The organism is Neobacillus rhizophilus (assembly GCF_018343535.1).
Lineage (GTDB): Bacteria > Bacillota > Bacilli > Bacillales > Cytobacillaceae > Neobacillus > Neobacillus rhizophilus.
In genome coordinates, this window is the sequence record NZ_JAGYPF010000001.1 from 419,129 (window position 1) to 433,718 (window position 14,590).

Here is a 14,590-nt window from a genome sequence, read left to right on the forward strand (position 1 = left end):
ATCAGCAGATAAGTTTTAACCTGATTTTCTGGCAATAATCTTCCTCTTCAAAGAACCATTTAACACACCTGCATTCCAATACACCATGCCCATGGCAGTTAAAAGAAGGATACCGGTTACCAAAAATACACTTTGGACCGGTAATATTCCGCCTACGAACCCTCCAATCATCGGACCCGTCATGCCGCCAATCTGATTGGCGGTTTGGTTTAATCCAAAGGCGCGGCCACGGAATTCATCCGGTGTGGATTTTACGACTAAACCGTTTAACGCTGGATAAACCGCGCAGAAGAAGACGCCAAACATGAAGCGGATAATGGAAAATCCCCATATCTGCGAAACGAGCACCTGGGCTAACATGCCGATGCCGCCGCCCATCAGGCCTAGGAATAACACCCGTTGAAAACCTACTTTATCGGCCCATTTTCCCCAATACGGGGCAAATAAAGCACTGGCGATGCCTGGCAGTGAAAACACGATACCAGCAATTAAAGAAGCGTTATCGGAAGACCCGCCCAACTTCACAACATATAAAGGAAGCACCGGTTCAATCGTCATGATGGAACAACTTGTTACAACTGTTAAAATGAGCACAAGCAATAACGGCCGATTCATCATCGCAGTCTTAAAATCATTTCTTACAGAGCCGCCGCGCTCTTTGTTAGGCTTGAAATTTTCTTCCTTTACCCAAAAAATAATCAGCAGTGTCGCCAGGAATACAAATACTCCACCACTGGCAAAGGCAAGTCGATTACCGACAAGATGTGCAATACCCCCGCCTAATAGCGGACCAAGGATGCCCCCTGATGCCGATGCTGAGGAGATCATGGACAAGGCATACCCGACTTTTTCATTCGGTGTATTGGTTCCAATCAAAGCAATCGCACCTGGAATAAACCCACTGAGCAACCCCTGTAAAATCCTTAATGCTAAGATTTGGTATGGATTGGTGACAAATGCCATTAACGTATAAATAACAAAAAGGGCAATTCCCGCCCTTATAATCATTGGTTTTCTTCCATATTTATCGGCCACACGCCCCCAAAAGGGTGAAGCGAAAGCACCTGCAAAGAAAGCAGCACTAAAGAGCACGCCTGACCACATTTCAGTGTGATCATGCACCCCTAATTGCAGCAGAAATATCGGTAAAAAAGGAATCACCATGGAAAAACTAGCTGATGTAAAGAACACGCCAATCCAAAGCACCCATAAATTTCGTTTCCACATTAGCACGTTTTCCATCTCCTAAATTGTACTTTTTTCCAAAAGTTTAAAATTAATAATGTCATAATATCATAAACTAAAATTATTTTCACTCCCGAAATTTCCGATTGTTGAAATATAAATATCCCAAGTATTTTTTACTTGGGATACTTTAATCACCTATTGTAACGGAAGAATGACCTCAATAATGGTGCCTTTCTTGTCACTCCAAAAATGAACGGTGCCGTGATGGTTTTCAATGATTTGTTTGGAAATCATAATTCCGAGTCCTGTGCCATTTTCTTTAGTCGTAAAGAATGGTTCGCCAATTCGCTTCAAAAGCTGCGGAGGAATGCCGTCACCCGTATCCTTAAAGAAAATCTTCACCTTGTTCTCACCGATTGCTTTCATTTCAATAATGCAGCTCCCACCATTCGGCATTGCTTCAATGGCATTTTTTAAAAAGTTGATAAAAACCTGTTTTAACTGATTTATATCCCCATTGATCGTGATTGGTTCATCAGTATTAACCACTTCAATCTTCACATTATTCATAATTGCTTGGGTATCAATCAATGTTTTAATATCTTCAATCAAGGCTGGCAAATAGACGGATTCGAACTTAAAATCCTGCGGTTTGGCTAGGACTAGCAATTCACTGAGGATTAGTTCAATTCGATCTATTTCCGATTCGATGATTCCAAAATAGGTTTGATCCTCCATTTTCCTTTCCATTAATTGCAAAAAACCTTTAATGGCTGTCAGCGGATTTCGGACCTCGTGGGCAATGCCTGCAGCCAATTGCCCTGCAATAGTTAATTTTTCAGAGTTAAGCAAAAGCTCCTGCGTCTTTTTGCGTTCGGTAATATCCCGAATAATCACATGTTGAGCATAGTGATTATTCGGGATATTACCGAATAATCACATGTTGAGCATAGTGATTATTGAAAAATGTAGGAATTCCTTTTATTTCAGCATCAAAAACTGCCCCATTCCCGCGGATTACTTTGTAATCCCGAAAATCTACAGTTTCACCATTAAAAACAGCTTGAATTAGGTCCTTTACCTCTTGATGGTAATCAGGGTGAATAAAATAGAGAAGGTTTTTCGAAAGAACCTCTTCTGCATTGTTAGCACCAAGTAAATCAATACCTGTCTCATTTACAAAAATGATCTCCTTATCCCGGACAATGAGAACAGCATCCGGAGAATGTTCAACTAATTCGCGGAAAGCCTTCTTACGACTCCACAACTCTTCTTCCGTTTTAATTCGTTCAGTAATTTCCCTGATAACTGAGACAACCTCCACTATCGTTTGTGTGTCCGGATCAATAATCGGTTTACTGAGTGCCTCCACCCATACCAAAGTTCCATCTTTTCTACGAATCCGATATTTCCCACGAATGCTTCCTGCACCTAAATAGGATAATTTTCGATCGGCATTAGCCTTTTCCCAATCTTCCTCGTGAACGATGAATGTTAGAGTGGTTCCAATCAATTCCTCGGCCTTATAACCGGATATCGTTTCGCAGGATGGATAAATATAAATGATTTTTCCCAATAAGTTAGTACAGACGATTGTATCAAGAACATTTTCCGTCAATACGCGGTGAAACTCCTCTATTTTCCGAACTTCCGCCTTTTTTTGTTTTAATAGAGTAATATCCTTTAAGACAGCCATCACCCCGACGATTTGGTTATCAACACTGATTGGTATGTTTGTAATATTGACATCAAGGATGGCACCACTTTTGTTGTTCAACTGGCAGTCGAAGTTTTCCAACTGACCCAATGATGTCTTATGAAAATGATGGAAAACGTTGTCTAAGCTATCGAGCGGAAAAAAAGTCTGTAGCTTCATCGTTAACACTTCTTCAGCAGTATACTCACATAGCTTCTCAAACGTTTGGTTAACCCTCACCATATTCCCTGCCGTATCTAATAATAGAATCGCATTTTGGCTGCGTTCAAACAGCAATTCGTAGTCAGCAAAACGTTCCACTATGTATTTTTTTAATAGCTGGTTCTTTTCATTCTTAATATTTTCAACAGGACTGTTCATCTTTCTCTATCAGTTCCTTTCCTACTTTATACCTATACAAAAAAGCCAAGATAGGATAATGTCCCATCTTGGCTTGTGTCTAGCTCAATCAAAATTGTCTAACTCACTTCCGCCCTATGATGTTGGTGATAAGATTAGTACGATGGCACTTTTATCTAATTGAAAATCCCAGTCCACAAAAATGTCTGCCACTTTTGTTTGAAGAATGCCTTCGAAATTACCTTTATTATGTAATAATCTTTTTTCAAGATTACGTTTAGAGAGCTTTAATATTTCGGAATGGCCTAACCGAATTAACTCCTTCTCAATCGGAACAAGTATTCCCTTCCTAATCACAACCAATGTTCGATTGTTAATGAAATAGGAATCAATCTTCTCCGGTTCTTTTTCGGCCTGAATGCTGATGACCCTGAATTCTTCATGAATTGAGTTTCTTCCATTGTACTCCGCATTATTTTCGTCTTTCGTCGCGTCAGAACCAATACAGACAAACATCCCGCTTTTATTATGCAAGCCCCAGTCATAATAAAACTCTTTGATGTCCAATCCGGTTAAGATTTTCATATATGCCTTAAACTCTGGAATGAGGGTTTCCATTAAAATATCCCTAGTACTTTGGACCAACTGTTTTTGCTTTTGTTCCAATAAAACGTTCTCAGTCGGCGAGATGAAATTTCGCAAATACACTGTAATAAAGGACTGATTGATCGAAACATAAACGGATTCAGGTCCCTTTCCAAAGGCTTCACGAAGTGCTCTGCCAATATAGCTTGAAAGTTCCATTTGAAGCTGTTTGCTTTCCAAAGAAAACCATCCTTTTAATTGAGATAAAAGCATTTTTTCTTTTATCCCAAATTTATTGTATATTTTTCAGCTAAAATTTTCAATGATTTTCTACTATTTGCCATTGACAAATAGTAAAAGTACATATAAATATTATTTTTTATTAAAAAATAATTATTCATTTTTATACTGAACGGCAGTCCGTTTGGATTGGCATCCGCTGCCAACAAGCGCATCTGTTGTCGTTATTTGAAAGATGCTCAATAATAGCCGCCAATCCTGAATGATTCTGACGATATTTGGTGATAAGTTTTTCACGTTGCCTGCAGGAAAAAAACAGTCTTTTCTAAAATTTATTTAAAAAGACGAAAATCATTGTCTAACGAAATTAGTTGAAAGGTGGTTATCTACATGGATTTAACCCTACAACAAATCGTCGAAGGCTTGCCGAAGTCCCTTTTAAACGCTACTGACAGAGATTTGGAAGGTTTCCAAAAGATTACAGAAGAAGCAATTAAGTTAAGAGAAGGACACAGAAATCTGCAAAAAATGATAAAGAACTTCTCTACCTCTACTATTCGCACCTAAAACATTTGAATGCACAAAAAAAGGAAGGTGCCAGATTACACCTTCCTTTTGTCTTATTTACTTTTTCAAATGATATGGGACCGTCGTGACAATCACGTTTCTGCGGTACAGCAAAAAGGATCGGATCAGCAGGCTGGATTGATTATGAAGAATGTTTTCCCAACTATGTTTTGGCATAAATTGCGGAATGACGACAGTAACACGGAAATTGGCCTCGCTTGCTTTATGTTCAACAGTATCCACGAACTTCGTAAGTGGATTAATGATACTCCTGTAATGAGAATGGAGCGTCACAAGGCGGATATCCGGGTGCCATTTCTTCCATTTCTCTTCGAATTTATGCTCGTCCTCTCTTTCAAACGCGACATAAACAGCAATAATTTGGTCGGGCTTCAGCGATTTTGCATAATTGATCGAATTTTCGACCACATGGGTAATACCCGCCACCGGAACGACAATGACGTTCCCTTCTATCGGAACAACAGGCTCACAGGTGGAAATCCTAAGCTGGTCCCCGACTGCTTCATAATGTTTTTTAATCCTGTGGAATAGGAGAATAATTAATGGCAGAAAGATTAATATCGGCCAAACCCGCGAAAATTTTGTAACGAAAAAGATGAGTGTTACTATAAAACTGATTAGGGCCCCAGTGGTATTAATAACAAACTTTAATACCCAGCCATTTGGTTTTTCGCGAAGCCATTTGACCATCATTCCTGTTTGTGACAGGGTAAATGGTACAAACACCCCGACGGCGTAAAGCGGAATGAGATGCTCGGTTTCCGCATTAAAGGCCAGTATTAAGATGATAGATGCCGCGCCAAGTATGATGATTCCATTTGAGTACCCTAAGCGGTCTCCTCTGATTAGAAACATTCTTGGGATGAATTTATCTTTTGCCAAATTGACCGCCAAGAGTGGAAATGCAGAATACCCCGTATTAGCAGCCAAAATTAAGATCAAAGCCGTAGTTCCCTGTATAAAATAGTACATGAAATTCCGCCCAAAGGTGTGCTCTGCTATTTGAGAAACAACTGTTACTTCAGCTCTAGGCGCGATCCCGTAATAATAGGCCAAATAGACAATTCCCGAAAAAAGGACCGCCAACAGAAGTCCCATTGCCATTAAAGTTTTCGCGGCGTTTTTCGGCGCTGGATCTTTAAAGTTTGGAATGGCATTCGAAATCGCTTCAACACCTGTTAAGGCAGAGCTTCCGGAGGCAAATGCCCTTAATAAAATAAACAAACTGATCCCAGCCACTGGCGTCCCTATCGGAGTATGTAAGGCAGGCGGAATTTGGCCAGTCAAGATTTTATATAAACCCACACCTATTAAAATAAACAGAGCCAAGACAAAAAGGTATACGGGATAGGCTAAAATGGACGCTGACTCCGTCACTCCCCTTAAATTTAAAAGGGTAATAAAAAGAACAAACAGAATCGCAATTCCCACATTATCGCCATGCAAATTAGGAAAGGCTGAAGTGATGGCATCCGTTCCGGCGGAAACACTTACTGCAACAGTTAAAATATAATCCACTAACAGAGATCCTCCGGCCACCAGCCCGGAATTTACTCCCAAATTACTCTTCGACACCACATAGGCTCCGCCACCGTGCGGATAAGCAAAGATGATTTGCTGATAAGACAAGATAAGTGCAGTTAACAGAATCAATACGCCGACGGCGATCGGAATGGAATACCAGAATGCGGTCGCACCAACTGTCACTAGGACAATCAAAATCTGTTCTGGACCATAAGCCACTGAAGACAACGCATCAGAAGAGAGAATAGCCAATGCTTTCGTTTTACTAATTTTTTGTTCCCCTAATTCATGTGATTTTAAAGGCCTTCCTATCAGGAACCTTTTTACGGAAGAAAACATTTATGTCACCGCCAAATTTCATTAGATGTAAGTAAGTTTCCCTATTTTTCACAAAATAAAAAGTGCCTCCAAGTCAATTCGAATAGACCTGTAGACACATCATTTCTTTTGCATCACAAGCTCCGCCTTCCTTCTCAATATAACGCTTGCGAGGTTAGCTGTCGGGTTCGGGCCAATGAGTAGCCCTGCCTGAAAGGATTCACCCCCAGGATTAATTAATAATCCAGAAAAATGGTTCCCCCGCACCTATCGGTTTCAGCGATTTAGAAATTTGAAACTGTGAATATCATACTCCCCTGTTCTCCTGTTGTAAATGATTTTTTTTAAAGATAAACGGTTATGTTAAGTAATAGTGCCAGCGTTTATTCGATAAAATAAACAAAAGGAGGATTTTCATGCGAAACGAAAAAAATCCTATCTTATCTGATGAATTTTTAAATGAGCTAGTGAAGGATATTAACGAGGAATTCGGGTGGGACACGGTTGAACAAAATGTCGAGCGTTATGACCATGGAACACATAAAAATTGAGATGTCTAATAATAGTGCGAAAAAGACTACGAGGAATTTCGTAGTCTTTTTATTTAACAGTAAGCAGTTGTAATATTATGAGGCACTATTAGAAGCCGCGAACCGGATGAGGGACATAAGGTTCTTCCAAATAGGCCACTTCTTCTGGGGTCAGTTTAATAGAGATTGCTGCAACTGCATCTTCAAGATGAGGCATTTTTGTGACCCCTATGATAGGTGCTGTAACAGGCGCCTTTTGCAGCACCCACGCGAGTGCAATTTGTGCACGCGTAACCTCCCGTTTTGCGGCCAATTCCGCTACACGTTCGACGATTTTACGATCCGCCTCAATTGCAGATGTGTAAAGTGTTTTGCCGAATTCATCTGTCTGAGAGCGGGAAGTCGTTTCTACCCAGTCGCGGGTCAGCTTCCCTCTTGCCAGCGGACTCCAAGGAATAACACCAATTTTCTCTTCCCGGCAGAGCGGCAGCATTTCGCGTTCCTCTTCACGATACAAGAGGTTTAAGTGGTTTTGCATGGAAACAAACCGAGTCCATCCGTTCCGCTCGGCAACATTTTGCGCTTTCATAAACTGCCACGCATACATGGATGAAGCGCCAATATATCTGGCCTTCCCTGCCTTCACCACATCATGCAGGGCTTCCATCGTCTCTTCGATTGGCGTATGGTAGTCCCAGCGGTGAATCTGATACAGGTCGACATAATCGGAGCCGAGACGCTTCAGGCTATTATCGATTTCTGCCATAATTGATTTTCTAGAGAGTCCAGCACCATTCGGCCCTTTATGCGTGCGCATGTACACTTTGGTTGCAATGACAATCTCATCCCTGTTAGCGAACTCTTTCAGGGCGCGGCCGATAATTTCCTCGCTCGTACCGTCTGAATATGCGTTTGCCGTGTCAAAAAAGTTGATGCCATCGTCAAGTGCCTTTTTAATAATCGGGCGGCTTAGTTCTTCGTTAAGCACCCACTGGTGAGTGCCTCGCTCGGGAACACCAAAACTCATGCAGCCAAGACATAACCGTGAAACATCTAATCCTGTATTACCAAGCTTAACGTAATCCATCATGTATGTACCCTCTTTCAATTTGGTTTTAATATAACTATAATATATTTTGGAGAATTTTTACATAATTCTTATTTCGCAATTTTAATTGATTGATGAAAATAAAATGTATGGAGGATTTACGAATGGGTGAATTAAATCTATTATTCCGCAAAAGAATTGGATACCCTCAAGACGAAACTGTTACCTTTGAAAAAGTAGACACCATTCTTGAAAAAACAGCAAAATCCATTCCCTTTGAAAATTTGTGCATCATCACTAATAAAACTGCCGCAATTTCAAAAGAAAATCTAAAAAACAGAATCCTATTAAAAAATGAAGGCGGACTTTGTTATGATCTTAACACCATTCTCTACTATTTTTTAATCGAAAATGGTTTTAATGTCTCCTTGGTTCAGGGTGTAGTACACAATCATAATACCAAGCAATGGAGTTCTACTGGAAGAACTCATGTGGCAATTGTCATCACCTACAATGGGCAGCGTTTCCTTATAGACACAGGTTTTGGCGGGAACCTGCCATTGAAGCCCGTCCCATTCAGCGGGGAAATCGTAACATCCCAAAATGGGGAATTCCGCGTCGAACAATCCGACACAGAACATGGAAATTACATTTTCCATATAAAACTAAAGCATAAAGACCAAGATTGGAAAGTTGGCTATGCTTTTAACACTAGGAAATCCGTCGACGAATCCGATTTAAATGAGGTGCAAAAAATCATCATCGAGCACCCCGAATCCTCATTTAATAAAAAGCCATTAATCACTAGGTTCACTGATAGGGGTAACTTAATCCTTACTGACACTTCTTTAACTGAGTGGGCAAATGGAAAAATGATCAAAAAGGATATTGACCCACAGCAGTTCAAATTGATTGCAAAAGAACAATTTGGTATTTCAGACTAAAATATGAAGGAATGGTCGTGATTGCCACGCCTTTTTATTTTGGATTTTTTGATAATTCTGCCGCAAATAAATCATACCTCCCATGCATCAATTTCATGCATATTAACAATTAGAAGTTATGTAAAAAGAAGAGTATGATAGTAATATCAAAACCATAAGAGGGATTTAGATGGAATGGGATCAAATTAATTATTTTCAAACAGTGGCCAAAGCCCAGCATATTACACGGGCGGCCGAGCAGTTATCCATTTCGCAGCCTGCTCTTAGCCGCTCCATCGCAAAGCTCGAGGACGAATTAGGTGTGCAACTATTCGACCGCAAAGGCCGGAATATTTATTTGAATCGATATGGAAAAATCTTTTTAAATCATGTAGAGCAAGCCATCCAACAAATCGAGATTGGTAAGCAGGAAATTTGGGATGAAATTCACCCGGATAACGGGACCGTCTCATTATCCTTCCTCCCTTCGCTTGGGATGAGTGTGATTCCTAAAATCTTAAGTCATTATCAAATAGAGCACCCTAATGTGAAGTTTCAATTAAACCAAGCTTCGAATCGACAGATTGTGGAACAATTAAAGTCTAGAAAGGTTGATTTGGCCCTAATCACGCTGTTCCATAATGATAAAGAGGTTATCTGCGAACCGCTTTTAACGGAGGAATTATTTCTAATTGTTTCGATTGATCATCCGCTTGCCGTCAATAATGAAATTGATTTAAACATAATAAAAGACCAGCCCTTTATCTCTTTTAAAGATGTGAATGAACTGCAGACCATTATTAATCAATTATGCCAAAAAGCTGGTTTTTCCCCCAAGGTTGTGTTCGAAGGAGAGGATATTGGCACAGTTTCCGGTTTAGTTGGAGCAAAATTAGGTGTTTCATTAGTGCCTGATACCCAAGTACTTGATAGAAGTAAAATTAAGCTCATTCGTGTAAATAATCCTATCTGCAAAAGAGACATTGGAATTGCTTGGTTGAAGGATGGGTACTCATCTCCAGTTGTCGAGCGCTTTAAAGAATTTGTTCAGCATCTAGTTAAAACAAAATAAAGGAGTCTTCAAAAAATGAGTTACATTCAACGTGGAACACGCACATTTAAAAGGGTAAACCTAGCATTATTTGCAGGCGGTTTTAGTACCTTTGCCATTCTTTGGGGAACACAGCCCCTGCTGCCGGATTTTGCTCAGGAATTTCATATTTCTCCGGCGGTTTCCAGTTTAAGTTTGTCTTCCACTACGATTGCCTTATCTATCAGTCTTTTAATAGCCGGGTCTTTATCGGAGGTATTTGGACGTAAATCCATTATGACGATCGCATTATTTACCTCGTCCATCCTATCCATTTTAACGGCTTTTACACCCAATTTTCATTTACTGATTTTAAGTCGGATCTTACAAGGCATTGCGCTTGCTGGCCTGCCGGCTGTAGCAATGGCCTATTTAGGCGAGGAAATTGAAGGCAAAAGCTTAGGAATGGCAATGGGGTTATATATCAGCGGGAATTCCATTGGCGGAATGGCAGGAAGGATTATCAGCGGCATTTTAACCGATTATTTCAGCTGGCATGTTGCCTTAATTGGCGTTGGCATTATTAGTTTACTGGCAAGCTTTGTTTTCTGGCTGATTTTGCCTAAATCTACACATTTCACACCGCAAAAATTAGCCATTAAAAAACTGGCATTTTCATTGTTTAGCCAATTTAAGGAACCGGGTCTCATTTATCTATTTATCATTGGATTTTTATTAATGGGCAGCTTTGTTTCTTTATACAACTATATTGGCTTTGAGCTCATTAAACCTCCTTATTCATTAAGCCAAACCCTGGTTGGATTTATTTTCATCGTGTATTTAGTAGGAACCTTTAGCTCCACTTGGATGGGTATGCTGGCGGACCAGCATGGGAAAAAGAAAATTTTGCAGCTGTCTTTGGTCATCTTATTGGTTGGTGCCTGCATCACGCTAAACACCCATTTATGGATCAAAATCTTGGGGATTGCCATCTTCACCTACGGATTTTTCGCCGGTCATTCGATTGCCAGCGGCTGGGTCGGCAAAGCCGCAACTCACGATAAGGCACAAGCCGCATCGTTATACTTATTTTTCTATTATGCGGGTTCGAGCATTGGAGGAACAGCAAGTGGAACAATGTACAGTCAATTCGGATGGCACGGGGTTGTCTACATGATTGCAATTCTTGCCATTGTTTCAATTGGAATTTCGATTCGTTTAGGGATCATGGCCAACAGAAAAATAAAATTATCTACCATTAAAGGATTAAAGCACAGCAGTTAAAAAAACAACAAAAATATGTCACGGCTATTTTCATCGATTGGCCAACCGTATTTTCACCTGGTAAAGTAGATAGCTAATTACCCATGTTAAAAGAGAAAAAGTTAATGCGATGCTGGAAAAAGCAAGCACATAGGCATTATACTCCGCCAGCTTGGTAACGGCATGGTACGTATCAAAACCAAAGATTCTGGCCGTCACATTCCATAGGACAAGCAGAAAGAAAATCATCCCAAGACCTCTGGCGGAGCCTTTAATGTCTGCCCAGCTTAAAGCTATATGCGAAGAGATACAGATGGCCAATACAAAATAAACCCAAAATAACGGGTTTAGGAAATTTTCTATGGTAAATAAATTTTTGCTAAAAACAACTACTATTTCCCATACGGTCAATAGTAATGGCAAATCCACTTTTTCAAAGGTTAGATGCTGTGCAATAAAAGAATCAAGTGTTGCAAAAGATTGTGGAACTAGCAAATACATTCCTAATAACAACGACCCTATGCCGCTAAAAATTGGCCCTAACCCTATAAAAAAATTCCCCGCCTGCTGATATATACTGTTCGTGTTATATTGGTGGCGCACGAAACCAAGCGTGCCATCAGGGCTATTAAGCTGAAGCAGCTTCACTTGTGTCACCTTATGCCCCCATAAAAAGCACTGCAGCAGATGCCCAATTTCATGAATAGGAACACCAATCCACGCCGTAGCGAGCACTCCTTTTACTCCAAATGCCCGAAACAATAAGGAATTGGAAGACCGTTCCAACACACCCAAAATCAAGCCTACCAAAATGATGATTCCGAAAAGGTATACTAATTCAAGCAAACTCATTAGTATTATATTGAAAAAGGATGTCAAGACGCTCATGTTATAGCCCCTTAAAAATTTTTCTAATATTATCCATATTACACCAATTTAGACTTATATATTAAAAACAACAAAAGAAAATAAAGCTTGTGCTAGCCCAAGCCTTATTGTGTATCATTACAAGAAATCTATAAATTCTCCTTAATAAAAGCTGCAGCCTCACTATAATGGCAGCCTTGGTTTGCGTACTTAATGTAATTCTTAATGGTTGTTAACCATTCGATCGTCGTTGGTTTCGTTACCTCGATGGCATCTAGTAAATCTTCCATAGTAATAAGCCTTTCGCTGCCCCCCCTCCCATAATCTCCGTTAACACTCCTAATGCCAAGCACCATCATGGGAATTAGACCACCGAAAAAGGCAACGAGAAAAAAGCAGTTGATATCGTACGATTTAGTTTGGTTCCAGCCATCCTGAAGCGAAGGCTGAAAAAGGTCATATATTCGGTTTAGACATAGACTCCCCCTGAGAAATTTCTATATAATTCTATTTCTAGAATCGCAAAAATCAAAAAACTGTCAATAGTTTCTTATAATAAGAACACCTGCCATTTATCCTCCATTTTTACAATTGCCGTATGTATAGAAATGGAATAAAATGAATGAAAGAGTAAAATTTTACTAGATTACAAGGCTGGTGAGGCATTTGTACGAATTCAAGCTGCGCAATATTCTAAGACAAGTGAAAAGCCAAAATCCGCAGAAAAGGTATGAAGCCCTTGGACAGCTAGTTGAATATAAACAGCAGGAAGGGCTAGAGGTACAGATTGATCTTTTGAAAAATATGATCAAAACGGCGGCTTCCAAGTTTCCCGAGCGCGTCGACCATTGGGATAACCCTTCCTATTTCCTCATCGATTTCGTTTGCGATTTTTTCAGACCGGAAGTTGCCGAGGGCCTTATCAGGCATTTTGATAGTTTTGACATTCAGGCGAAAGAACGGGCAATTGACTTCTTAATTTTAACGGAAGACGAAGAGATTTTTTCTTTTTTGGAAGAAAAAATTGTTCAATTAATCAAGACAAATGATTTTATTATCCCTTACCGGCAATTGGCGCCCTATCCCGCATTGCTAAAAGGGGTTCTTGATGCCTCACTGGACATGCTTGAATCCCAGCGTTTTAAATTTTCAACCTATGACATGCTGCTGTCGTTGAATGCCTCGGGTTATGAAAAGGGATATCAAAAAGATATAGTTCTGCCCATTTTGTTAGAAGATTACGTGAAAGAAAAACAGGAATATTTGAAATTTGATCGGGATTATTCCACGAAATATGTGTATACCGCCTGGAAGGACAGTTATTTCATTGTTAGGAATCGTATGAGGCTGTTCTTAAATTTGATGGAATATTATTTTACTCCTGAGGTGGAAATAGAACTTCAGCAGGCTTTAAAATTCCGTGACCCATTTTTAAAAACAGAAGCGCTCCTTCTGTGCATTGTTAAAAACCTTCCTTACGATGACAGCATCTTAAAGGAGTGCTCCACGCATATCGAAACGGCAGAAATGGTCTACTGGGAATTGAAGGATCGTAATATGGAGCACCTCTACCCTATTCATGAGGGCAAGCAGCCTCATTTGGCCAAGACCCGGCTTTTTACCACCATTATCAAATTGCCGGAGGAAGACGATGGGATTGTCCATTATCCGGACGACATCCAGGTTCAAGATAAATTGGAGATGGAAAATTACTATGGCCAGCCTGTGCGGTACTATTTAATGAGCTTTAAGGAGCATGACCGTGAGTATGTGGGTTGGGTAGGTGCGTATGCCCTTGAAGATGGAGAAGATACCGCCGTCCTTTGGAACGATTCCTATACGGATTATGTGGAATTTGATTCAGCCCCGATTGAAAAGCACAAACAAGACTTTTTCAAGGAACGGGCCGAAGAAAAGCAGAATTATGATAATAGTGTATACTTCCAAAGCTCTCCTAAGCTTAGTAGAGGTGCATGGTTCTTTATCGCTCTGGCAATTGTGCATTGGATACGCGAAATATTATCCGGATTTACGGAAAACTCCCTTCTTATTTCGATTCTCTTCACCGTGGTTGGCGGCGCGCTGTGTTATTTTGAATTCTATAAAAATAAAAAGAGAAAAGTATTGATTATTGGCCAGCAGCTCGTAAAGCAGGATGGTGCCAACCAACAAAGCATTGGTATTCATGAAATCAAAAGGGTTGAGTACGACAAGAAAAGCGTGCTCGTCTACAATAAGAAAAATGAGCTTGCCTTCAAATTCCCGATTAGATGGGTCCGCTACGAATTGTTTTATATGTACATGAAGGAGCACTCAGGGCATTTAAAGAACCGGCCGTTTATACAGGGATAGCTCGATTGCCTGCAATGGGCATCTAATGACGCTTGAGGTTTTCCTCAAGCGTTTACGATTTATATACGCAAAAAGCTC

General features: G+C 40.2%; 15 protein-coding genes and 1 riboswitch. Of the genes, 6 read left to right on the top strand and 9 right to left on the bottom strand.

Going from position 1 to position 14,590, the window contains the following annotated elements:
* Positions 1–15: 15 nt before the first annotated feature.
* The 5 genes from KHA99_RS02035 to KHA99_RS02055 all read right to left on the bottom strand — a co-directional run bounded on the left by KHA99_RS02035 (position 16) and on the right by KHA99_RS02055 (position 4,366).
* Positions 16–1,233, bottom strand: a complete 1,218-nt coding sequence (locus KHA99_RS02035) for an MFS transporter (RefSeq protein ID WP_372447558.1) — start codon at positions 1,231–1,233, stop codon at positions 16–18.
* A gap of 150 nt (positions 1,234–1,383) precedes the next feature.
* Positions 1,384–2,040: an ATP-binding protein gene (locus KHA99_RS02040; protein ID WP_213115766.1), complete on the bottom strand. Its 657-nt coding sequence runs from the start codon at positions 2,038–2,040 to the stop codon at positions 1,384–1,386.
* Positions 2,041–2,113: 73 nt separating this feature from the next.
* Entirely contained in the window at positions 2,114–3,265 is a 1,152-nt protein-coding gene (locus KHA99_RS02045; RefSeq protein ID WP_213115767.1) for a PAS domain S-box protein, read from the bottom strand.
* Between the two features lie 114 nt (positions 3,266–3,379).
* Entirely contained in the window at positions 3,380–4,069 is a 690-nt protein-coding gene (locus KHA99_RS02050) for a Na-translocating system protein MpsC family protein (protein WP_213115768.1), read from the bottom strand.
* 153 nt (positions 4,070–4,222) lie between these two features.
* Positions 4,223–4,366 carry a hypothetical protein gene (locus KHA99_RS02055; protein ID WP_213115769.1) on the bottom strand — a complete coding sequence of 48 codons (144 nt, stop codon included), beginning with the start codon at positions 4,364–4,366 and terminating at the stop codon, positions 4,223–4,225.
* Positions 4,367–4,459: 93 nt separating this feature from the next.
* On the opposite strand from KHA99_RS02055, the gene KHA99_RS02060 reads away from it, so the two are divergent.
* Positions 4,460–4,636, top strand: a complete 177-nt coding sequence (locus tag KHA99_RS02060; protein WP_213115770.1) for a hypothetical protein — start codon at positions 4,460–4,462, stop codon at positions 4,634–4,636.
* A 57-nt stretch (positions 4,637–4,693) separates the two neighbouring features.
* Here KHA99_RS02060 and kimA read toward each other — a convergent pair whose 3' ends face one another.
* Entirely contained in the window at positions 4,694–6,520 is a 1,827-nt protein-coding gene (kimA, locus tag KHA99_RS02065; RefSeq protein WP_213115771.1) for a potassium transporter KimA, read from the bottom strand.
* 128 nt (positions 6,521–6,648) lie between these two features.
* Positions 6,649–6,791: riboswitch (cyclic di-AMP (ydaO/yuaA leader) on the bottom strand.
* A gap of 124 nt (positions 6,792–6,915) precedes the next feature.
* Between kimA and KHA99_RS31130 the strand changes: the two genes are divergently transcribed.
* Positions 6,916–7,050 carry a hypothetical protein gene (locus KHA99_RS31130; protein WP_261363762.1) on the top strand — a complete coding sequence of 45 codons (135 nt, stop codon included), beginning with the start codon at positions 6,916–6,918 and terminating at the stop codon, positions 7,048–7,050.
* Positions 7,051–7,138: 88 nt separating this feature from the next.
* Here KHA99_RS31130 and KHA99_RS02070 read toward each other — a convergent pair whose 3' ends face one another.
* Positions 7,139–8,116 (bottom strand): aldo/keto reductase, encoded by a 978-nt coding sequence (locus KHA99_RS02070; protein ID WP_213116863.1) that lies wholly within the window; start codon positions 8,114–8,116, stop codon positions 7,139–7,141.
* Between the two features lie 125 nt (positions 8,117–8,241).
* Here KHA99_RS02070 and KHA99_RS02075 point away from each other — a divergent pair, with 125 nt between their 5' ends.
* From KHA99_RS02075 to KHA99_RS02085, 3 genes are all read left to right on the top strand, one after another.
* Positions 8,242–9,021 (top strand): arylamine N-acetyltransferase family protein, encoded by a 780-nt coding sequence (locus tag KHA99_RS02075; RefSeq protein ID WP_213115772.1) that lies wholly within the window; start codon positions 8,242–8,244, stop codon positions 9,019–9,021.
* A 169-nt stretch (positions 9,022–9,190) separates the two neighbouring features.
* Positions 9,191–10,072, top strand: a complete 882-nt coding sequence (locus KHA99_RS02080) for a LysR family transcriptional regulator (protein WP_213115773.1) — start codon at positions 9,191–9,193, stop codon at positions 10,070–10,072.
* Positions 10,073–10,087: 15 nt separating this feature from the next.
* Positions 10,088–11,314, top strand: a complete 1,227-nt coding sequence (locus KHA99_RS02085) for an MFS transporter (RefSeq protein WP_213115774.1) — start codon at positions 10,088–10,090, stop codon at positions 11,312–11,314.
* A 30-nt stretch (positions 11,315–11,344) separates the two neighbouring features.
* On the opposite strand, the gene KHA99_RS02090 is transcribed toward KHA99_RS02085, so the two are convergent.
* Complete coding sequence (locus KHA99_RS02090) at positions 11,345–12,181, bottom strand: hypothetical protein (RefSeq protein ID WP_213115775.1); 837 nt, start codon at positions 12,179–12,181, stop codon at positions 11,345–11,347.
* A gap of 128 nt (positions 12,182–12,309) precedes the next feature.
* Entirely contained in the window at positions 12,310–12,450 is a 141-nt protein-coding gene (locus tag KHA99_RS02095) for a hypothetical protein (RefSeq protein WP_213115776.1), read from the bottom strand.
* Between the two features lie 376 nt (positions 12,451–12,826).
* Between KHA99_RS02095 and KHA99_RS02100 the strand changes: the two genes are divergently transcribed.
* Positions 12,827–14,512 (top strand): hypothetical protein, encoded by a 1,686-nt coding sequence (locus KHA99_RS02100; RefSeq protein WP_213115777.1) that lies wholly within the window; start codon positions 12,827–12,829, stop codon positions 14,510–14,512.
* Positions 14,513–14,590 lie beyond the last annotated feature (78 nt).

Coding starts and splice junctions, on each gene's coding strand:
- KHA99_RS02045 (WP_213115767.1), bottom strand. CDS start 3,265: ATGAACAGTCCTGTTGAAAATATTAAGAATGAAAAGAACCAGCTATTA.
- KHA99_RS02060 (WP_213115770.1), top strand. CDS start 4,460: ATGGATTTAACCCTACAACAAATCGTCGAAGGCTTGCCGAAGTCCCTT.
- kimA (WP_213115771.1), bottom strand. CDS start 6,520: ATGTTTTCTTCCGTAAAAAGGTTCCTGATAGGAAGGCCTTTAAAATCA.
- KHA99_RS31130 (WP_261363762.1), top strand. CDS start 6,916: ATGCGAAACGAAAAAAATCCTATCTTATCTGATGAATTTTTAAATGAG.
- KHA99_RS02070 (WP_213116863.1), bottom strand. CDS start 8,116: ATGGATTACGTTAAGCTTGGTAATACAGGATTAGATGTTTCACGGTTA.
- KHA99_RS02075 (WP_213115772.1), top strand. CDS start 8,242: ATGGGTGAATTAAATCTATTATTCCGCAAAAGAATTGGATACCCTCAA.
- KHA99_RS02080 (WP_213115773.1), top strand. CDS start 9,191: ATGGAATGGGATCAAATTAATTATTTTCAAACAGTGGCCAAAGCCCAG.
- KHA99_RS02085 (WP_213115774.1), top strand. CDS start 10,088: ATGAGTTACATTCAACGTGGAACACGCACATTTAAAAGGGTAAACCTA.
- KHA99_RS02090 (WP_213115775.1), bottom strand. CDS start 12,181: ATGAGCGTCTTGACATCCTTTTTCAATATAATACTAATGAGTTTGCTT.
- KHA99_RS02095 (WP_213115776.1), bottom strand. CDS start 12,450: ATGGAAGATTTACTAGATGCCATCGAGGTAACGAAACCAACGACGATC.